The sequence below is a fragment of the Helcococcus kunzii ATCC 51366 genome, assembly GCF_000245755.1.
Classification (GTDB): domain Bacteria; phylum Bacillota; class Clostridia; order Tissierellales; family Peptoniphilaceae; genus Helcococcus; species Helcococcus kunzii.
Genome location: NZ_JH601089.1, coordinates 1 through 21,684, shown reverse-complemented (window position 1 = coordinate 21,684; position 21,684 = coordinate 1). Strand labels below are relative to the sequence as shown.

At 30.2% G+C, this 21,684-nt stretch carries 21 protein-coding genes and 1 pseudogene; 16 read left to right on the top strand and 6 right to left on the bottom strand.

The annotated features are described in order from the left end of the window. The first annotated feature begins 10 nt into the window (after positions 1–10). From HMPREF9709_RS08785 to HMPREF9709_RS08735, 13 genes are all read left to right on the top strand, one after another. Positions 11–325 (top strand): MazG nucleotide pyrophosphohydrolase domain-containing protein, encoded by a 315-nt coding sequence (locus HMPREF9709_RS08785; RefSeq protein WP_005399264.1) that lies wholly within the window; start codon positions 11–13, stop codon positions 323–325. Further along, complete coding sequence (locus tag HMPREF9709_RS08780) at positions 318–710, top strand: TIGR02328 family protein (protein WP_245527517.1); 393 nt, start codon at positions 318–320, stop codon at positions 708–710. Before HMPREF9709_RS08785 ends, HMPREF9709_RS08780 begins: the two co-directional genes overlap by 8 nt. 11 nt (positions 711–721) lie before the next feature. Then, positions 722–1,786 (top strand): hypothetical protein, encoded by a 1,065-nt coding sequence (locus tag HMPREF9709_RS09730; RefSeq protein WP_005399262.1) that lies wholly within the window; start codon positions 722–724, stop codon positions 1,784–1,786. Positions 1,787–1,801: 15 nt separating this feature from the next. Then, positions 1,802–3,259 carry a WD40/YVTN/BNR-like repeat-containing protein gene (locus tag HMPREF9709_RS08770; RefSeq protein ID WP_005399261.1) on the top strand — a complete coding sequence of 486 codons (1,458 nt, stop codon included), beginning with the start codon at positions 1,802–1,804 and terminating at the stop codon, positions 3,257–3,259. A gap of 13 nt (positions 3,260–3,272) precedes the next feature. Continuing rightward, positions 3,273–4,664 carry a hypothetical protein gene (locus tag HMPREF9709_RS08765; RefSeq protein WP_005399260.1) on the top strand — a complete coding sequence of 464 codons (1,392 nt, stop codon included), beginning with the start codon at positions 3,273–3,275 and terminating at the stop codon, positions 4,662–4,664. Between the two features lie 23 nt (positions 4,665–4,687). Continuing rightward, complete coding sequence (locus HMPREF9709_RS08760; RefSeq protein WP_005399259.1) at positions 4,688–5,140, top strand: GNAT family N-acetyltransferase; 453 nt, start codon at positions 4,688–4,690, stop codon at positions 5,138–5,140. Positions 5,141–5,672: 532 nt separating this feature from the next. Next, positions 5,673–6,785, top strand: coding sequence for an HAD-IC family P-type ATPase (locus tag HMPREF9709_RS10185; RefSeq protein WP_005399258.1), 1,113 nt, complete (start codon positions 5,673–5,675; stop codon positions 6,783–6,785). Positions 6,786–6,817: 32 nt separating this feature from the next. Continuing rightward, a complete protein-coding gene (locus HMPREF9709_RS10180) occupies positions 6,818–7,480 on the top strand; it encodes an HAD family hydrolase (protein WP_211204523.1) in 663 nt (220 codons plus the stop codon). After that, positions 7,461–7,949 carry a cation transporting ATPase C-terminal domain-containing protein gene (locus tag HMPREF9709_RS10175; protein ID WP_005399256.1) on the top strand — a complete coding sequence of 163 codons (489 nt, stop codon included), beginning with the start codon at positions 7,461–7,463 and terminating at the stop codon, positions 7,947–7,949. Before HMPREF9709_RS10180 ends, HMPREF9709_RS10175 begins: the two co-directional genes overlap by 20 nt. A gap of 429 nt (positions 7,950–8,378) precedes the next feature. Then, the gene (locus HMPREF9709_RS08750) at positions 8,379–9,527 is read left to right on the top strand and encodes a hypothetical protein (RefSeq protein WP_005399255.1); all 1,149 of its coding nucleotides are present in this window, start codon (positions 8,379–8,381) and stop codon (positions 9,525–9,527) included. 9 nt (positions 9,528–9,536) lie between these two features. Further along, positions 9,537–10,082 carry a hypothetical protein gene (locus HMPREF9709_RS08745; RefSeq protein ID WP_005399254.1) on the top strand — a complete coding sequence of 182 codons (546 nt, stop codon included), beginning with the start codon at positions 9,537–9,539 and terminating at the stop codon, positions 10,080–10,082. Positions 10,083–10,092: 10 nt separating this feature from the next. Next, complete coding sequence (locus HMPREF9709_RS09725; RefSeq protein ID WP_005399253.1) at positions 10,093–10,698, top strand: LemA family protein; 606 nt, start codon at positions 10,093–10,095, stop codon at positions 10,696–10,698. Continuing rightward, positions 10,688–11,815, top strand: coding sequence for a hypothetical protein (locus HMPREF9709_RS08735; protein ID WP_005399252.1), 1,128 nt, complete (start codon positions 10,688–10,690; stop codon positions 11,813–11,815). Before HMPREF9709_RS09725 ends, HMPREF9709_RS08735 begins: the two co-directional genes overlap by 11 nt. Positions 11,816–12,339: 524 nt before the next feature. Here HMPREF9709_RS08735 and HMPREF9709_RS08730 read toward each other — a convergent pair. The 6 genes and pseudogenes from HMPREF9709_RS08730 to HMPREF9709_RS08705 all read right to left on the bottom strand — a co-directional run bounded on the left by HMPREF9709_RS08730 (position 12,340) and on the right by HMPREF9709_RS08705 (position 17,602). Further along, a pseudogene (locus tag HMPREF9709_RS08730) lies at positions 12,340–13,153 on the bottom strand (type II restriction endonuclease). Between the two features lie 34 nt (positions 13,154–13,187). Continuing rightward, on the bottom strand, positions 13,188–13,901 hold the full coding sequence (locus HMPREF9709_RS08725) for a DNA-methyltransferase (RefSeq protein WP_157573288.1): 714 nt from the start codon (positions 13,899–13,901) through the stop codon (positions 13,188–13,190). A gap of 97 nt (positions 13,902–13,998) precedes the next feature. Then, positions 13,999–14,832, bottom strand: a complete 834-nt coding sequence (locus HMPREF9709_RS08720; RefSeq protein WP_005399248.1) for a DNA adenine methylase — start codon at positions 14,830–14,832, stop codon at positions 13,999–14,001. A gap of 226 nt (positions 14,833–15,058) precedes the next feature. Beyond that, on the bottom strand, positions 15,059–15,367 hold the full coding sequence (locus tag HMPREF9709_RS10005) for a PTS sugar transporter subunit IIB (RefSeq protein WP_005399247.1): 309 nt from the start codon (positions 15,365–15,367) through the stop codon (positions 15,059–15,061). Positions 15,368–15,379: 12 nt separating this feature from the next. Continuing rightward, positions 15,380–16,288, bottom strand: a complete 909-nt coding sequence (locus tag HMPREF9709_RS08710) for a DUF7916 family protein (protein ID WP_005399246.1) — start codon at positions 16,286–16,288, stop codon at positions 15,380–15,382. 18 nt (positions 16,289–16,306) lie between these two features. After that, complete coding sequence (locus HMPREF9709_RS08705) at positions 16,307–17,602, bottom strand: PTS sugar transporter subunit IIC (protein WP_005399245.1); 1,296 nt, start codon at positions 17,600–17,602, stop codon at positions 16,307–16,309. Positions 17,603–18,118: 516 nt separating this feature from the next. Here HMPREF9709_RS08705 and HMPREF9709_RS08700 point away from each other — a divergent pair. From HMPREF9709_RS08700 to HMPREF9709_RS08690, 3 genes are read left to right on the top strand one after another with little or no spacing between them, the layout of a single operon-like run. Further along, positions 18,119–18,865 (top strand): ATP-binding cassette domain-containing protein, encoded by a 747-nt coding sequence (locus HMPREF9709_RS08700; RefSeq protein ID WP_005399244.1) that lies wholly within the window; start codon positions 18,119–18,121, stop codon positions 18,863–18,865. Next, positions 18,855–20,375, top strand: a complete 1,521-nt coding sequence (locus tag HMPREF9709_RS08695) for an ABC transporter permease/substrate-binding protein (protein WP_005399243.1) — start codon at positions 18,855–18,857, stop codon at positions 20,373–20,375. The genes HMPREF9709_RS08700 and HMPREF9709_RS08695 overlap by 11 nt, the downstream gene beginning before the upstream one ends. Positions 20,376–20,424: 49 nt before the next feature. Next, positions 20,425–21,609: an MFS transporter gene (locus HMPREF9709_RS08690; RefSeq protein WP_005399242.1), complete on the top strand. Its 1,185-nt coding sequence runs from the start codon at positions 20,425–20,427 to the stop codon at positions 21,607–21,609. The last annotated feature ends 75 nt before the right edge of the window (positions 21,610–21,684 follow it).

The window sequence follows — 21,684 nt, the reverse complement described above, 5'->3', positions numbered from 1 at the left end:
AGGGAGTTATATGAATTTAAAAGAATTTCAACAATGGAATAAAGAGTTTTACAATAAAAGATCATGGGACAAATACAATGTATTTATCAGAATGAATTATTTATGCGAAGAAGTAGGTGAACTAGCGCAAGCAATTAGAAAATATGAAATTGGTCGTGATAGACCTGATGAAATAGAAAAGTCTAAAGCTGAAAATATGAAAGACATAAAAGAAGAGATTGGCGATATAATTGATAATTTAACAGTACTTGTAAATAAGTATGATTTATCAATAGATGAAATTTTAGAAAATCATATTAGTAAAATTGAAGGAAGATTTGAATAATGTTAAAAAAGGGAGAAATTCAATGAGACTATGGCATCAAGATCTAATTCCAGTTTTGCCACGACAACAACTCTTGGGTCAACATCGAGAATGTTGTGCGTTACGTGGTAATGGATGGGCTAAGAAGCATTCAACAGTTAATTATGTATTTGAATATTCTCCTTTTTATCTTTTTTTATATCATAAGCTTGTTATGGAAGAGATGACAAAAAGAGGTTATAAAGTTTCGGAAGAATGGCTTGATAAAGATTATAGAGGGAAAAAGTGCAAACCATATACCAATCTTTCAATCATAAATATTAGTGGGAAAATTTATAAAGAACACAATGATACGTATTTAAAAGAGTGTATAGAAAATTTAAAAGAAAAAGGTATAGAAATTTAATTGGAGTAATCATGTCAAGAAGAGAGTGGAAAGCATGGCTAAATGATGAAAAATCTATAGAATATCGATTTACAGATTTTGTTGGATATAAAAATGGTAAATTTATAATAATATTAAGTAAAACATCTCCATATGATAATGAAAAACTGGTGCTTGATTGGGATAATATATATTCATATAAAGTGACAAATGAGTCATATAGAGAAGATGTCTGGGTCACAACAGAAGATATGAAAAATAATGACAATATTGGAATTGTTTATAGATTTGATGATTCCGATTTTCTAAGACAATTTAGGAATGACAATGAAATGTACAAAGATTACAGAATTTCTCATTTCATCGTGGTTTCAGAAGATGTGATTGATGTTTTATCCAGTGGAGCTCCAAATATTTCTTATTTAAACACAAAAACTCCAAATAGATTTGAGAACATATATGGAGAATATGTAGACACTATAAATGGACAAACTAAATTCGGATTTTCGTTGACAGGATTAGAAGATTTATTTGATATACAAAAAGGATACGACACCACAGGAGAATATAAGGGGAATATTATAAGATTCTATGACATGTTTACTGGAAAAGTTTATGAGCCATTCCCACTTGAGAAAAATATTGCTTATGGAGGAAATGTTTACTTTTCGAATGATTTTTACTATTTCTTAAGAGTAAAATTAGAAGAAAATTTACTGGAGATTATTGAATATTTACCTCAAGAAGAGCCATATATATTGAAGAGCTTTAGTTTGAAAGAATTAAATTTATATAATATTTCAATTTGTGGAAATGGTATAAATTTAATTTCACAAGATGGTAATCAATTTGAATCTTATTATCCAAAACGATTAAGTTTAGAGCTTCCTGATAACGAATCTGTTTACTTTATCGATAAAAATAATTTATATATAGGTGCCTGGATTGAAGAAGGATTTGATGAAGAAACTGGAAGTCCATCCGATGATTATAGATACTACAATAAATTTATAATAAGAGATTTAGAAGGAAATTTAATTTCTGAAGAAATCGGAAACTTATTTCAAAATGGAGATGGATTTTGGTGGATATCATAGAAAAGTAGGTGGGAAATGAATGCATTATTAATATTGAAACTAATAATTGAATTTGTATTTTTTGGGCTTTATGGCTATATCTTTTATTTACTAGCTAAGATTTCAAGAATTGGTGGGTTTGCATCAAATAAGATAAAATTGGGAGTTTTGTTAATTTTCTTAGTCATAGTTTTGGTAATATTAATTATTGTAAAAAGAAAAATGAAAGCTAAGGATTTTCAAAAAGAGCCTAAAATATTAAAAATTATTAAAACAATACTATTCTTATCTATTACATTGGTTTATTCAACAAGTATTATCCATTCCGCCATTCCATATAATGGTGTTTTATCATGGAGAATAGATAGTTGGTTAAATACTAAAAGTATTTCATATGTGCATAATAATATTTACAAATATGGGATAAAAGGCACGTTTTACGACATTTCAAAGAAACTTAATTTACCAGAAGAATTGTATATGTCGGATAAACTTGAATTAGAGTTTAAGTCAGATGGTGAAATAACACAAATTTACGCATTGATATATGGAAGAGATAAAAATGATAAAGTTCAATCTTATTTAGTAAGTTATAATGCTAATAAAAATGACAAGAAAATAATTGTAAATATAAATGGCGAAACCAATTCAACATATGATTCTGATAAGCTTATTTCTCCACTTTATGAAATCATAAATGATAAAAATTTTCAAAATGATTTGAAAATTAAAGCAAATCAAGAAAGTATCACATTAACTTATATGGGTAAAAAAGAGTTTAGTTCTGCATATGATTTGACTTTAATATCAAATAATGCTGATGAAAAAAAATCTGATGAACAGGTGCTTGAGAAACTTTCAAATGGTGGTCTAATAAAGGCTTATTCTGTTTTGGTAAATAGTGAGGATTATTACATAACAAATCCTGAATATATTGAAGCGGAAGAAGTTAAACAAAATCGTACTGATGAAGTGCTGGAATATATAAAAGAAAATAAAGAAATATGGTATACAGACAACAATAATGGCTCCGTTTACCATTTCAACAAAGACTCAAATAAATGGTATAAATTAGAGATATCTGATGCAGCATTAGGCTCATATTTCTATAAGCTTTACCATTCCGACGATGAAGGGAAAAATTGGGAAGAGTTAAATGATAATCCATTTAATGACAAATCGGGAGTAGCTGAAGGTATTGAATTTATAAACGATAAAATTGGATTTATCGGCATGGGCGGTGCGAGCGGAGATGTTTCCAAAATATATATTACAAAAGACGGTGGAAAAAAATTTGAAGAAATCGTTTTACCTTTAGAAAAAATTGCGGAAATACCAAATCTAGACATTCCTGCTGAAAAGTACACATATCTATCAATGCCGGTATATAAAAACGATACATTAAAAATTTTGGTAAAAGAAAATAGGGATGTAGAAAAAGGTATTTATTTTGAATCAAAAGATATGGGTAAATCTTGGGAAATGAAGAAATAATGCGAGGTGTGGTGTGAGAAGAGAGTATGAAAAAATACAAGATGAAATAGAAAAGTCGAAATTAAGGATAAAGCACAATCTTGAGCAAGCTCCAAAGGAAAAGATTATCGATTTTTTAATGAAAGAAATAGATAATGGGAATTTTAGGGATAAGCTTGATAGATATATTAGTGATGACTACGATTATGGTGATGCTAAAACTTATAAAGAAACCGTAAAAGATATATATTATGGAAATATGCGCAAAGGATTTATAGATTGGTATGCGGGTGGTGATCTTGTAGATGAACTTAATGATTATTTTGATTCAGAAATAGAAGATTTGTTAAAACATAATAAAAATGATTTGGCATTTGAAATGGTTTATCAAACAATGTATATGCTCGAAAAGGTTGAAATGGACGGTTCTAATGGGGAACATTCAATGATTAGTTCCTTATGTGAAGAAACATTAAAAGATATTTTAGATAATTCTACATTAGAAGAAAAGTCTAAATATTTTAATAGACTAGAAAAGCTCTCTAAAATAGAACAAAATGTAGGAATGACAGAAGATTTTTTTATTGATGTTTTAAGATATTTTAATGAGGATAAATTTGTTCCTAAAAAAATTGAGTTCTTTAAAAAACGTATTGATGAAGAAGCTAAAAATGGGTTTGAATATAGTTTAAAAATTGCAATTAAAGAATTATATATAATCTATAAAGAAAATAATTTAGAAAAAGAGTTGATTGATTTATTAGATAAATGGAAAAAATTCGAAGAAATAAGAATCATTTACGCACGATATTTATATGAAAAAGATGAAGTAGATGCTGCTTTAGAACTTCTATATGAAGGTGAAAATTTAATTGAAGATACTTTCAAAAGAAGGAAGATAACTAAAGAGATAAAAGAAATTTATAAGAAAACAGGTAATGATGAAGCCTTATATAATAAAATTATAGAAGAACAAGAGAAGACTAATATAGTCGTGTATGAAGATTATATTTTTGTAAAAGACCACAAATCAGAAAAATGGGATACTCTAAAGAATCGTTTTATTGAAAGTTTACCTAAAGATGAAAAATATATAAAAATATTATATGAAGAAAACAGAATTGAAGATTTATTAGAACAACCAACTTATCTTGTAAAAAATGTTAATTATGTTTGGAATTTCTTAAAAGAAAAATATCCCGATTTATATCTTGAAAGATATGAGGAATCAATTCTCCAATATATGGAAAGAGCGAATACTAGACGTATGTATAATGATAACGCTAGAGAATTGGGAAATTTAGCTGAAATTTCAGGTGGGGAAATTAGAGCTAGAGAAATAGTAAATAAATTAATTGAAAAGTATCCAAGAAAAACTGCCATGGCTGAAGAGTTAAATAAAGCATTAAAAAGATATTTCAAATAATTTAAGTTTATGAAAGAGGAATTATGACGTTTATATCCTTTAAAAATAGTAAAAACAAACAAAAGTTATTAAATTTCTTAGAAGAGGCAAAATGGCCTGCTGGTCCCTATTTAGCAAAGTTAATAAAAGAAAATGACTTTTATGAAAAATATGGAGACCAAGCGCAGCTCTTCTTTTATATAGAAAAAGATGAACCACTAGCTTTTGGTGCATTAGTAGAACAAGACTATTTACCTAAACCAGAGCTAAAGCCATGGATTGCTTTCATATATGAGGATCCAAAATCCAGAGGGCAAAGACTATCAGAGAAAATGGTCACATATTTAGAAAAACAAGCAAAGGATCAAGGATATAATCAGGTCTACTTAGTTAGCCGACACAAAGGGCTTTATGAGAAATATGGATATAGACTTCAAGAAGAGTTACGAGGTATAAAACATGATAAAGACTACTTCTATGTAAAGAGTTTGATATAAAAATTGGTATAGGCAGTATAAACTTAGAATTTATTAATTTATACTGATTGAAATAAAAGTTGGTGATTAAATCTTCAGTATAAAAGTTAAATTTATGAATTTATACTGATTGATTTGAAAGTTGACGGCTAAATCCTCAGTATAAAAATCAAGTTTATGAAATTATACTGAGTCTGAAAAAAATTCCTCAGTAAAAATTTGAAAAATCAAAATTATACTGAACATTTTAGGAAAAACCTCAGTATAAAACCAAGAAGCTATAATATGTACTGAAATATTCTGAAAAATAAAATTTAAATTCAGTGTGATTCGAAAAATTTATAATCTATGCTGTTTTTTAGTGAAAAACCTTCAGTGTAAAATAGGAAACTCGCAAAATAGGCTGAGGGTAAAAGTTTACATTCAGTAAATTTTATGGAATCTATTATTTATGCTGTTTATTACGGTTTTAATTTAATATATAAATAATAAAAGTTAAATGTGTTGTCTCGTCTAACCCACATTCAACACATTTTACCAATATCTTCAAGATGTGCTGTTCTCATTACCAAAATTCAAAATTTCACTTTCCCCACAAGAATTATTTGAAAAGTATAATTCAAGTATTTCGGGCATAACAGAAGAATATAGAGAAGAATCCAGGGAAAACTTTGGAGAAAATAAGATACAGACAAATAAGCGAAAGTCTATATTTGAACGTATTGCTAGTGCTTTTGGAGATCCTTTTACTTTAATTTTGATAAGTTTATCAATTATTTCTTTATTTACAGGAGTGATTTTTGCAGAGGAAGGTGATAAAAATCCTATCACTTCAATTATTATTATAATTATGGTTTTGATGTCTGGAGGATTGAGGTTGATTCAAGAGACCAAATCTGGACAAGTTTCTGAAAAGTTATTGGAAATGATTGAGACCACTTGTACTATTAGAAAAGATAATGGACAAGTGACTGAAATACCAATAGATGAAATTGTGGTTGGAGATATTGTTTTGCTTTCAGCTGGTGATATGATTCCTGCTGATTTGAGGATATTGGAGTCAAAAGACTTGTTTGTTTCCCAGTCTGCATTAACTGGTGAATCAATGACAGTTGAAAAGTTTAAGGATAATACGGTAGAGAGCAATGCTCCATTAGATTTAACTAATTTAGCGTTTATGGGGACAAATATTATAAGTGGGACTGCCGTTGCGATTGTAGTTGCCACAGGAATGGATACCATTTTCGGATCAATTGCGAATTCATTAAATACAGAAAAGGAAAATACAAGTTTTGAAACAGGTATAAATTCTGTGTCAATGATATTGATAAGATTTATGTTAATTATGGTTCCTATAGTATTTGTGATTACTGGATTTACTAAAGGACATTGGTTCGATTCGTTGATATTTGCTATTTCTATAGCGGTAGGATTGACTCCAGAAATGCTTCCAATGATTATAACTTCCTGTTTATCTGTCGTTTCTATGGAAATGGCGAAGAAAAAAGTTATTATTAAAAATTTGAATTCCATTCAAAGTTTAGGTGCGATGAATGTGTTATGTACAGATAAGACAGGTACATTAACAGAAGATAAAATTGTATTGCAATATCATTTGGATATCAATGGCGAAGATAATACAAGGGTCTTAGATATGGTTTTTTGAATAGTTACTATCAAACAGGTCTGAAAAATTTGATGGATAAAGAAATTATCAATAAAACTATGGAATTGCAAAATGTTGACCCTAACTTAGAACAAGCCATTACAAAATATGAAAAGATTGACGAAATACCTTTTGATTTTAACCGTAGAAGAATGAGTGTGGTTGTAAAAGGTAAAAGTGATCAAATTGTAATAATTACTAAGGGGGCAGTGGAAGAAGTTATTTCGATATGTAAAGACGTTGAAATAAATAACGAAGTCTTAGAATTTGATGAAGAATTATTATATAAAGTATATCAACAAGTTAAAGATTTGAACTCACAAGGTATGCGAGTTATTGCGGTTGCTAGGAAGAAATTTACTGAAAATATTACTGAATTTGAAGTAAAAGAAGAGAGTGATATGACTTTAATCGGATTTTTGGCATTTTTAGATCCACCAAAACAATCCTCTGCTAAAGCGATTGAATCATTGATGGATCATGGTGTAGAGGTTAAAGTATTAACGGGTGACAATAAAGAAGTTACTGAAAATATGTGTAAGAGCCTAAATATTAAAAGTGATAAAATATTTACCGGCGAGGACATAGAAGGATTAAGTGATAAAGAGCTAGAAGAAGTTGTTAGGAAAAACAATATTTTTACCATTCCTACCGATACATCCTATGCATTTACTGATGTTAAATATGATTTATGATATATCTTGTATTTCATTCCCATGGGATAATGTTGACGAAAGTTTTATAAAAGAGCCAAGAAGATGGGAATCGGAAACAATTCCAGGCTTTATGATGAAATTTGGACCGATAAGCTCGATTTTTGATATAGTGACATATTTAGCTCTATATTTCATAATTTGTCCGATGCTAACAAATGGTGTATTATTTCATAATTTGACAGATCCAGCAATGCAAGAGCTGTATATTGCAGCATTCCATACAGGATGGTTTATTGAATCCATGTTGTCACAAACATTGGTAATTCATATGTTAAGGACATCAAAAGTTCCATTCAAAGAAAGCTGGCCTTCAAAGGAACTACTTACTTTGAACTTATTAGGAATATTTTTCGTGCTATTGATTCCGGATACAAGTATAGGAAGAATATTTGAATTTGAGCCTCTTCCACTACTTTATTTCGGCATACTGATTATAATAATCCTATGATATTTAGTATTAATTTCATATGTGAAAAGATCTTATCTAAAAACACATGACGAGATTTTATAATTTACAAATATCTGTTGGGGTTAAATCTCTGGAGGATATTTTTTTGTGTGAATGTACCACTGTGGCAAAAAAGTTTAGTTTTATCTATAGAAAATGTGATGAAAATTTATTATATGTAACATATTTCATAAATTATGAAAAATCTATGTAAAAATTATGTAAAAACTGTGTAAAGTTTTTATTAATATGTATAAACAGATTTTACACAACGCCTGTAAATAGCTAATTATCGCTTATAATATAGTAAAATATATGTAAAGTAACAACTAAATATAAAATAGGTTTTCTTGTCAAAATATTTATAAAAAGATATAATATTCTTGTATAAATATAATAAAATAGCATTATGCAAAATAAGGAGAAAACATGGAAAGAGGAAACACACCTTCAGACTATCTATTATTTTTAGATTCTGAAAAGGGAAGCGAATTACTTTCTAATCTAAGGGCTGCAATTGAGCAAGTTAAGCCGTTTAAGAATAGGGCTTATTTATCTTTGCTGGGTGGAGTTATTGCTGCTATTTTAGTTTGGATAGTATTTAAAACATTTTTAGGTTTAGTTTTTATTATACCAGGGATTTACTTTTTATATGTTCTATCTAAAGAAGATCACGTTATATATGAAGCTCAAAGACTTTTTAATGATGGACTGAACAGATTCATATTTGGTAATGACTACTTAAATCAAAGATGTGATGTTGACTATATTCCTGTGGGATTTGTAAGAGGTTTACCAAATTTAATAGGTATATGGAAAGAAAAAACTGAGGATTTAGGAAAATTTGGTCAATCTTTAAAAATTAGAATTACAAGAACATTTAAAAAAGTTGAAGACGGTAAAGAAAAAGAAATTGATAAAACAACCTATGAACAAGGTAATTTATATGTTCTGCCAAATAATTCATTAGTTAAAAATAATCAAGCATTCTTCTATTTCGAAACTGATAAATTTGATTTACTAGAATCTTTAGGCGTAAGTTTTAACGACAAAAGAAATTTATCACTAACTGATACAGAATTGGCTGATTGGTATGAAGTAAGTGTTGGTGGACTGAAAGACTTAATCAATACAAATGAGGATGAAAAATTCCTGTGGACAAAGATTATTACACCATATTTTGAATCAGTGCTTAAAGCGTTAGTTGTAAAATATGGGGAACTACACTTAACCATTCAAGATGGATATTTCTTTATATTTCAACCTAAGAGAGCAGCTAAATATAATAGTGCTCAGTACGGAAAATTAAATGACAGATTTTATAACTCTATTTGGGGGACAAATCCGAAAGCAGAGCTAAAAGAAGGAAAATCATCACCACGATTTGCCATTCCATATTTATATAAAATTTATTTAAATAAAATAATGGAAGCTATGACATATTATTTCTTCATGGATCATTCTCAAGTAGATAACAAAAAATTAGAAGAATCAAGAAGAACTTTAGATTATGTTATTGAAGAATATAACAATTTAGATATCGATGAAATGCAAGAATTATATAAAGGCAAATATTAGGAGGGAAGCATGTTCGATAAATTACTTAGAAAAATGGATCAAATCAAAGAAGAAGTTTTTGATCAAGCAAATAAACATATGAATGAAGTTGGTAGAAATGTAAGAAATGGTGTAGGTGATGCAGTTAGCGGAAAAAAATCAGATATATTTTCATCAGTTTTAGGCAGAGTTACTAATGCGGTTTCCTCAAGTGCTGACTACCTAGCACAAGTACAAAAAATGTCCAACGAAAAACAAGCTCAAGAACTAGGAATTAGCTCAAGAGAATTAAAAGGCCTTTCAATGGAGCAAGTCGCAGAAAAATATGGTTTAACTGTAGAACAATATCAAAAGAAAATTGAAGAAGATGCAAAAAAATATCAAAATAATAATATATTCAATTCAGCTAAGGAAGTAAAAGAAAGATCTGCAAGGGAATTAGAAGCTAGAAAAAAACAAGCAGCTCAAGCGAGTATGACAGTAGAAGAATTTGATAGTTTAACACTTCAAGAACAAGCTGATAAATTACATCTTTCATTAGATGATCTATTAGAACAAAGAAGCTTGAAATTCTAGGAGGCCCAAAATGAATGAAACAATGAAATATGTAATTATTGGAGCTGTTGCCCTTATCGTGATTTTTATAATCATGTCAAACACACTAAACAGCAAAAGAATAAATGTTGAGAGAGCATGGTCAAACATTGACACTTATGTTCAACAAAGATTAGATGAAATGGAATCCTTATATTCTCAAGTATTAACAGCAATAGATGAAGAATCATCAATGTTTAAGGAAGTTTCTCGTCTAAGGTCAATGGTCGGTCAAGCTAAAAGCTCCAGCGCTCCAAATGAAATGATTTCTGCATACAATGAAAGTAGTTCATTTTTAAGAGGGTTCCACATTGAAAATTATCCAGAATTAAAATCAATGGAACAAGCCCTATACACAGCGCAAAGAACTACAGCAATCGAAACAAATATCAATGCAGCAAGAAGGGTATTCAACAATAACGTTGCAAGCTACAATCTAGCTATTGCAAATTTCCCAACTTCACTTGTTGCCGGAATGTTAGGTCATCAAAAAATGCTAATGTTTGAAGCGGACGAAAGAGCGCATTCAAGACCTAGAATGGCATCAGAAGGCTACATTAACAAAAAATATCAAGATAAGATGAGAAATGAAAGATAAAATAAAAATACTATTAATTATTTTTTCTTCGCTTTTATTAACCTCGTGCGGTATAACAAAAAATATATCAGACATAAAAAATGATTTTCAAAAACAATTTCCTAATGTAATATATGAAATATTAGAAGAATCAGAAAACAAAGATGCTTCAAAATTTGGTGATTACGCTGCAAATATAAAAGCCAAAGACCTAGAAAATAACTTCACTTTTAACATTTATAGTGTTGTCAGAGAAAATGCAGGGTTTGGAATAATTCAAAATTATGAAACAGACTATCTCGGAGAAAAATTAAAAGTCATCAAAAATAACTTCGGAGATAAAGCAAACATTTTTGACATCCGCCTTGGAGAAAAATTCAACCTAGGTAAAATAAACTTAGACTTTTATTACACAGATAAAAAAACACTTGAAGAAAAAATACAAAGCCTAAATGATTTTCTACTCTATCTATTTGATAAAGAGGAAAAGATGGACCTAAATGTAAATGCCATCTTCGATTTAAAAACCGTCGATAATGGTGCGGATCAGAAAAACCCATCTCCTATATCAAGAACATTTTCCAAAAAAACATTTGATAATCAAATGAACATAAAAAACAATATAAAAAAGAAAATCAACGAAATAGAAAAGTCCGCATTTCAACAATATGCCATTCAATCAAGAATTTTACTATTGCCTAATGATGACTACCCATTAGATTTAATAAAAAATGAAACACACGTAGATAAAAATCATAGCAAATTTGCAGTAAAAGCCAATGGCAAAACCTATGAATGGGATGATTTAATAACCGCAAAACCTGACATTCTACATTACAGAGTACTATTTGAAGTATTAAAAAGAACAGAATTTGAAGGCCTCGAAGGAACCAGAAACTCCTATTCATTTATTGGAAAAGACAATAAAAAATATCAATTCAACGATAAATTTAATGACAAAATCTTTTCCAAAAACCCAAAACATCCAGATAATGGAAGACCTACAAACTACTATCTAGTAGATGGAGAAGTGTATTATTTCACCACTCCAAACCTAAGGTACTTAACATTCGATAAGTTGAAAGAAATAACCGGCTATGAATTTATTAAAGTAGAAGAAGAAAATAAAAAAGAATAGGTAGATCAATATGTTGGGGGTGATCCCTCTAACCGATATTGAGTAACCATAATATTAAAAAACGCCTGCTGAGGAAAGGATTCGGTAGGTGTTTTTTGATATAGATTTTTGTGTGGGGGAATATTTAGGAATGTATGTCAGGTATAAATAGAAATATTTGGGAAATAGGGTATTTTTGGCTATTAAAGGTGTTTAGAAGTAATGATTGCATATTTTATAAATTATTTGTAATATTATAATTAATTTTATGGTGCCAAAATACCCTGCCCCGGTATATTTAAGACCATGTTTTTAAGTGTCTTCTCTAGATATATAGTATTCTAATACCATTATTGTATAATTGGGATCTTTTTTATTTAATATTTTGAATGTATAGGCAAAATCCATGTCCCATTTATACCCTCCGGGGGTATATGGGGACCATAAATTTTACTACATGGTCTAAGAAATACCCCCTGCGGGTATATATGGACCATAGAAATAATTAATTTACAATACTATTTATAACTAAGTTATATTTAATTCTAATTACTTAGAATTTCTTTTAATAATCCATCGCTAAAAATCATGTGAAGATTTAATATATTATTTATTTCTGCCATAGCTTCAGTGATAGGATTTAAAGCCGTTTTCCATCCTTGTCCGTCTGTTACCCAAATGAAACTTATATTTTTATCTTCACCTATTAATCTATTTAAATTCATAAATTCACCGCAAACAGATTTCAATTTACTACCTCCACCGTTATAGTAATTTGTTTCAAGTAAAAATAGTTTATCATTGCTTTTGTTATAAATTGCTAAATCAAAACTTCTATTTGCTTTATCAGTTGGAACATCTTTACCCCATTTGGATAGGATTTGTGAAGCTTTAGCTTGAGGAAGATATTCAAGATTATGTTCTTGTGCAATACTTGAAACATAATCTTCAACAATGGTTTCCATATTAGTTCCACTTCTGTTCTTTCTTCCGTTGCTATCTAAACCTGCTTCAACACCATATACATAGTCTACAAGTGATTTATTTGTGTGATTTTTTATGAAATCTAATAAACCTATATTTTCACAGAAATCTACATATAGATCAGTATTATCTTCATCAATATTTTTAAAGTTTAGTTTTTTTGTAACTCATAACAATTTCTTTATTTCGTTCAGCGATTAATGAAGGAATTGCTTTTATTAGATTAGGCTGATTTTTAAAAAGTTTTTTTGTTTCATTTATAATATCTTCTTTTCCAACTAAATAATTTAATGTATTTAATTCTAACTCAAATTCATTTGTATTTTTTACTACTTTTTCCCAATTAATAAAATAATTAGGTGTCTTATTTGACATGGATAAAGTATTAATGAAATATTCTAGTTTATTTCTATAACTCATATTTTACTCCTAAACTGTTTATTCTTTTTTTTGCAATTTCTAGGTAATCTTCACAGTTTTCTATCCCAATAAATTTTCTATTTAATTTTTTAGAAACGACTCCGGTTGTTCCAGAACCTAAAAAAGGATCGAGTATTAAATCTCCTTGTTTAGTGGAAGATTCAACGATTCTATGAAGTAGATATTCTGGTTTTTGTGTAGGATGTTTACCATAAATTTTTTCTATTTGAGGTGTTAATGAGCCCTCCCAAACATCTTTCATTTGTTTTCCACCATTATATTTTTTCATTAAGTCATAGTTATAATAATGTCGGGCTTTTTTGTCATTTTTTCTAGCCCATAGAATAGTTTCTGTAGAATGAGTAAAGTATCTACATGAAAGATTTGGGGGTGGATTTAATTTTTTCCAAGTAATATTGTTGAGAATTTTGAAGCCTTCTTGTTCTAGAGCCATACCTACAGAATATATATTATGTAGTGTTCCGGATATCCAAATTGTTCCATTTGGTTTTAATAGATTTTTTGCAAGTTTTATCCATTCTCTATTAAATTTATGTTTATCTTCTAGACTATCAATTTTGTCCCAATCACCTTTATTTACAGAAACAACTTTTCCGCCGCTATTAGATATTCCGCCATTGCTTAAAAAATAAGGGGGATCTGCGAAAATCATATCGAAGCTTTCTTTGGGTAATTTTTTCATTATTTCAAAACTGTCGCCTAAAATTAAGCGAACATTTTTTTCTGTATAGTAGTTAATTTTAAGTCCTCCTAGTATAAATAATAAAATGAAAAAATCGTTAATAATTTGTAATAATAACTTCTGATATTTCACCTCGTTTAGAGCTGATAGAATTAATACTTCTTTTTGCTTTTACTTGATGTATATTAAATTGTTCATACAGTTCTAAAGTTTTTGGTGAATTAGAATTAGATAACATACAATAAACATTTTTTCTTGTAAGTTCTGAAAAAATATTTCTTAGTCTAACTTGATCTTCATAAGAAAATCCTTCATTAGTATATGATGTAAAGGAACTAGTTTCACTAATTGGAATATATGGTGGGTCAAAGTAAACGAAATCACCGGCTTTACATTCTTTTATTGAAACTTCAAAATCTTCATTAAGAATTAATATATTTGATGAGTTTAGATAATCACTTATATTTTTTAGAAGTACTTTATCTACAATTTTAGGATTTTTATATCGACCATAAGGTACATTGAATTGATTTTTTGAATTTACACGATACATTCCATTAAAGCAAACTCTAAGCATATACATTATTCTTGCAGCTTTTTGTGTGTTTGACAGAGAATTTATTCTTTCATTTCTATCATAACTCCTTAAATCTAGAAAATATTCTTTTGAGTTATGCTGTTTATGGTATTCTAATTCTTCAATAAGATTATTTAAATCATCCTTTATTGCCCTATAGGATAATATTAAATCAGAATTCATATCATTTATTACTGCATTTTTAGGTTGTAAATAGAAAAAAAGTGCACCGCCACCAACAAAAGGTTCGTGATAAGTATTATAAGAATGGGGCATTAATTTTACTATTTCATTAAGTAATTGTCTTTTTCCGCCAACCCATTTTGTAAAAGGTTTGATATCATATTTTTTCATCTTTATCTCCATTATATCAAAAATTTAGAATAATAAACTGTCAACATTTTATAAGCATCGATTCTTTATATTATATCTTAAGTAAAAGCTATATACAATTTAGTAAAAAAAATAACGGATGCACCCTTACCATCAAAAAACCGCCACGCAAGTGGCGGCTCTTCCTCTTTACTTTTTTTATCAATACTTTCAGGATTTAATCTCCTACTAAGTAGGTTCACTATTCCTATTCTCCCATAGCCTTCAAAGCAGTATTTAGGACATTTTCACCATTCATAAGGCCGTAGTCTCTCATATCGATTACGGAGATGTTTTCGTTAGGGAATTCTTCTTTGAATTGGTTTAGCATGAAGCGGACTTGTGGCCCTAATAGTACGCAGTCGACTTTTTCAGAAGTGATTATTTTCTTGGCTTCTTGAACAGGGTAGGCTTCGATTTTTACATCAATGTTTTTTGCTTCGGCAGCTTTTTTCATTTTTGTTACTAGTAGGCTTGTTGACATGCCTGCTGCACATGCTAATATTATATTTTTCATATGAAACTCCTTCTATCTATTTATTGAACGTGCGATTCTGGAGATGGTGTGTCTCTTACCTCTGATTGCAACGCTTAGTTCGTATATGTTTTCTGGAATGGCCATTCCATGATAACCGGCATCTCCGATATGTTGGATATCAACGCCGGCAATTTTGTTTTCAATAGCCATTCTCTTTATTGTGTCTGAATCGCTGGATTCTTGGCTTGTGCCGATAGCGGACATTACTAAGGCGCCTTTTGAATGTGCGTGGTCCACAATTTTATAAATATCATGTGGTCTGATTCCTGGGACTCCAGGTACGGTACCAATTGATGGAATAAGTAAGATGTCGGCACCAGCGGAGATGATTTCTTCTGCAACTCCTTCTGTAAGCACTGGTTCATTAACGCCTGCACCATGCATTTTGCCAGCGATTATTAGTCCGTTGAAATGTTCTTTTGCTATTTTAATGTTTTCAACGATAGTCTTATTTGTAACTCCGACTCCAGGATTCCCTGTTAGACAAATGAAGTCCATTCCTAATTCGTTGGCTTTTTCGAATGTTTCAATATTTGCTTGTCTACCAATGGCGATTTCGTTTCTACTTTCAAGCATTTCTGTTGACGTGTCGACAGGTTCCAAATTAACACCAATTAATTTTCCGGTGTAATTTTTTAAGTGTTTAACAAAATCATCTTGTTCTTCTTCTTTTAGTCCTTTTATGACAGGGTTGAACACGTCCACACCATTTAGTAGAATCATGTCAGAGCCAAAGGCAGAAGCAATTTCCGCGCTAGTAATGTCTCCGATATATGCGTTCACTTGAGCAACTATTTCGGTTAAGACAACTCTGCCTTCACTTGCTTTTATGCTCTGTTTAATTTCTTGAGGTGTCATATTTAAAATATCTGATGCATTCGCACTTATTAATCTTTTCATGTTTAAATCCTTTCTTTTCTATTTATTTTCAATCTCGGCTGAACTTTCCATTTGTCTAAATCCTTTTTCTACCGCTCTAAAGAACACATAGTATATAGCGGTATCTAGAATGATGAGAATCAATTGAAGCACACTTGCTTTCCAGTCCCTCGTCGCAAGGAATCCTGAAATGATCGGCGGCATCGTCCACGGTACATTTGCTCCAGTAGTTTTAGCGACAATTCCGCTTGCCATTGCAAAGTATGAGATTATTGCATTCATAACTGGAGTTATGATAAATGGAACTAGTAGAGATACGTTCATTACTATAGGTACCCCAAACATCAATGGTTCATTGATATTGAAAAATGATGGGGTTGAAGTAATTGGTGCCAAAGCTCTTGTTAGTTGACTTGATTTTCTATTTTTCGCGATGAATAGAATAGCTATAGCAAGACCGATTGTTGCACCTCCACCACCAATCCAGACAAATAGGTCCAGGAATGGAGAGGTTATGATATTTGGTAATTCTTTTCCTGCTTCAAACGCCAATCTATTTTGATCTGTTAACATTAACCATATCGGTCCCATAACGGATCCAACAATTGTACCACCATGTACACCCATAAACCAAAATATTGAGTTTAATGAAATCATAACTATAGAACCAAATAGATTACCGCCAAACACACCAAGTGGTTTACCTAATACATTTGCTAAAATTTCGTGTATATTTCCTAAATTGATTTTATCAACTAAGGCTGAAAGTAAGATACTACCAGTAAGAATGGCCGCTGCAGGTATCAAAGCTGTGAAGCTTCGTGAAACTGCTGGTGGTACGCTTTCTGGTAATGTAATTACTATATTTTTCTTAACAAACCATGCATAAATTTTTCCTGTTAATAATCCTAGAATTATCGCAACAAATAGACCTTTTGATCCAATCCATTGTGTAGGGATTCCGCTACCTATATCTTCACCGCTTATGAATGGTGTAACGGTGATAAAGGATGCTAGCGAGATAATACCGGCAGGTGTACCGTCTACAGAAAGTCTATTTGACAAGCTTTGCGCTATACCAAATGCTGCGGTTAGTGCAACTATACCAAAACTTGAATTTACGCCTTTCCAAAGATATGCGGCAGCACCGATTTCTTCTAAATATTTAGTAAAAGCTTCAATCGGGAAACTTGCTATAATCATCATTGCTGATCCAACGATGATTAATGGCATACCTAAAAGGATACCATCTCTCATTGACATCAAATATTTATTGCCTGAAATTTTTGAAGCAATTGGTAATAATTTACTCTCTAATTTTTCTGCAAATGTCATAACATTCACTCCTTTCATTTTTATCTGAGTAAATAATAACACAGAAGATATATTTTAGCAATCGATTACATAATATAATTTTCGTAGTAGAAAATATATAAAAAATTGTAATTAATTAATATATACTAAAAGCTATTAACTCGAAAAGTTGAAATTTAAAGTTAAAATAATAGGATATAAAAATGTTGTAAAATCAATAAATAATTAACATTGATAGTTGTGTAACAATAGCGATTTATTTTTTAGTAAACAATAAATTAATCTTGTAACTATCAAAGGACATACAAATCCTATTTATGATTATGTTTTCTTTTTATCGAAAACAACTAAAAAAAAATAAAATATGAGTGAATAAATTTAATAAATCTTAGGTCTAAGTAAATAAAAAAATTAAAAATGAAATTTAGAAACTAGGGTATAAATATTAAACATATATTTATAATCTTAGCAAAGAATGCTTTCAAATTTTATATTGAAGTTGATGAAGTGGGAAAATTACGTAAGGAAAGAAGAGTTATGATAAAGTTTAAAAATGTAAGTAAGAAATTTGGAGAGAAAAATGTACTGTCGAATATTAATTTACAAATAAATGATGGTGAATTTTTTGTAATTGTTGGTACTAGTGGAAGTGGTAAGACTACAACCTTAAAGATGATTAATAGATTGTATGAGCCAACAACGGGTGTGATTGAAGTTGATGGTAAGGATATTGAAAATTACAACTTGAGACAGCTTCGACTTGATACTGGTTATGTGTTGCAGGAAGGGGCTTTATTTCCAAATTTAACAGTATATGAGAATATAGAGATTATTCCAGAGATGAAAAAGTGGAATAAAGAGAAAAGAAAAAAGACTATTACTGAATATATGCATAAAGTAGGATTAAATCCTGAAGACTATTTGAACCGCTTTCCACATGAGTTATCAGGTGGAGAACAGCAAAGAGTCGGCATATTGAGAGCTATAGTTTCTAATCCAAAATTATTATTGATGGATGAGCCATTTAGTGCTTTAGACCCTATTATCAGGAGTCAATTGCAGGATTTAATAAAGAGCATTCATAATGAAGTGAAAATTACTACGGTTTTCGTTACTCATGATATAAAGGAAGCGGCAAAACTGGCGGACAGGATTTGTATTATGAGTAAAGGAGAAGTTGTGCAGGTTGATAGTGTACAAGAAATTAAAAATAATCCGAAGAATGAATTTGTGGAGAAATTCTTCAGTGATGTTGATGATAGTGAGGTAGATGATGTTAAATAATTTAGCGAAAACTTTTGTTGAGAGATATAGCGATTGGACAAAAGCTTTAGTAGAGCATCATCAAATATCGATGTTGGCTCTATTTATTGCTATTATTATTGCTGTGCCATTTGCTATTCTTATTTCAAAAAATAGAAAATTATCAGAAATTTCACTTCAAATTGCCGGAGTATTGCAGACCGTGCCATCTTTAGCACTTTTAGGATTATTTATTCCATTTTTAGGAATAGGTAGATTGCCAGCCATAGTTGCTTTGGTAATTTATGGAATTTTCCCAATACTACAAAATACAATTACAGGACTGATAGGGATAAATCCTGTCTTACAAGAGGCGGCTACTGCTTTTGGTATGAATAGAATGGAAAAGTTGAAGAAATATGAGATTCCATTGGCAATGCCTTCAATTATAGGGGGGATTAGGACATCTTCTGTAATGCTAATCGGTACAGCGACTCTTGCTGCGTTGGTAGGTGCAGGAGGTTTGGGCTCTTTCATACTTTTAGGTATCGATAGAAATAATTCTTCTTTAATATTGATTGGAGCTATTTCATCCGCAATTTTAGCGGTCATATTTAACTATTTAATAAAGAAATTAGAGAATAAAAAAGTTAAGACAATACTGATTTCTTTTGTTGTAAGTTTGAGTATATTGCTTGTGTCAATGTTTAATTTTGGCACAATGTCAAATAAAAAGATTGTTGCTGCGGGTAAACTAGGCTCCGAGCCTGAAATCTTGATCAATATGTATAAAGAATTGATTGAAGATAAGACAGATATTAGTGTTGAAGTGAAGCCAAGCTTTGGTAAGACAACATTTTTATTTGAAGCATTAAAGAAGGGTTCAATAGATGTATATCCTGAATTTACAGGAACTATTACCTCTTCTCTATTAAAAGAAAAAGTTAAAGGACTTTCAAATGACGAGAGAGAAGTTTATGAGGCTGCACGTGACAATATTTATAAACAGGATAAATTAGTGTTATTAGAGCCAATGATATATCAAAATACTTATGCTATTGCGGTTAAGAAACAATATGCAAAAGAAAATGGATTGAAGAAGATATCTGATTTAAAGAAAGTAGAAAATAAGGCGAAAGCTGGATTTACTTTAGAGTTTAATGATAGGGAAGATGGAAATAAAGGGCTTAAGAAATTGTATGGCTTAAATCTGAATGTTGCTACTATGGAGCCAAAATTGAGATATCAAGCTTTAGAAAAGGGAGATATAAATATTTTGGAAATATACTCTACCGATACTGAAATAATTTCGAGGGATTTAGTTATCTTAGAAGATGACAAAGGGCTATTCCCGCCATATCAAGGTGCGCCTTTATTGAGAGAAGAAACTTTACAGAAATACCCTGAACTAAAAGAAATTTTAGAACAAATTTCAAATAAGATTACAACAGAAGAAATGCTAGAAATGAATTATAAAGTGGATGTAGAAGGAAAATCAGCAAATGAGGTTGCAGTTGAATATCTAAAATCAAAAAACTTGTTATCTAAATAGAAAATTAGTAATATTATTATGACTTAGATTTTGAAATGAAGAGGTTATGATGAGAAAAGTTTCTATTAATGTTAGATATATTATAATGCAAGGTGCGTTTTTCTTGCTATTTTGTGCGGCGGCTGGTTTTATATCTCTATTTTTACAGGGTATTGGTTTTAGTGAATCACAGATAGGTGTTAGTGTAGCGGTATTTTCAACGATAACTGCCGCTATGCAACCTATAATGGGTAATATTAGTGATAGAGTTAAATTCTTTACTTGGAAAAGAATGCTTACATATTTTAGTATTATCATTATTATTGTAAATATCTTGATGATATGGGTTGATGACAATGGTCTTAAAGCGGTGCTTCTAGGTATATTTTTTATAACTGGTAGTTTAGCCGTTCCTTTTATAAATAGTGCCCATTACTATTATGAAAGTATAGGAGAAAAGATTGATTTTGGAGTTGCCAGAGGAATGGGTTCTGGTACCTTTGCTGTTGGTGCCTTGATAATCGGTAATTTTGCTAATAAATTTGGAATCATTACTATACCATATACCGGTTTGATTACTGCAATTTTATATTTCTTTACAGTTTTATGGCTACCTTATTTTGAAAATGTGGAAGATGATAGTTCAGCAAACATTCCTACAACAAAAGTTAATTTATTTAATTTTATTAAAAAATACCCTACTTTTTCTTTAATGTTAATTAGTGTATTTTTTATGTATTTTTCACACAATCTTATTGGAATATATTTACTGCAATTGATTCAATCGTTGGAAGGAAATAGTGGCCATTTAGGTACTGCATTAGCAATACAAGCAATCGTTGAAATTCCAATGTTATTTGCGTTTACTTATATAATGAAAAAAGTTAAAGTATCATCTTTAATGGTTATTTCTTCTGTAGGATATGTGGTAAAAGCGGTGATGTATGCAATATCAACAAGTGTTTCAATGGTCTATTTTGCACAAACATTCCAAATATTTAGTTTTGCGATTTTAGTTGCAGCATCAGTATATTACACAGGAAGAATGGTAAGTAAAGAAGAACAAACAACAGGTCAGTCTCTAATGGCGAGCATGTCGCCGGCAGCTATGGTTGCGGGCTCATTGGCTGGCGGATGGATGATTGAAAAATGGGGCATATCAACGATGCTTATTTTTAATGTTGTTATTTCAGCAATTGGCTTATTGATAGGATTGTTGGCAAATGCTTCATATAAAAAAAGAATAATTGATTAAATAGAATCCCAGTTTTCGAACTTAGAAAACTGGGATTTATCATTTATATTTGATATTAATACTATATCTTTATTT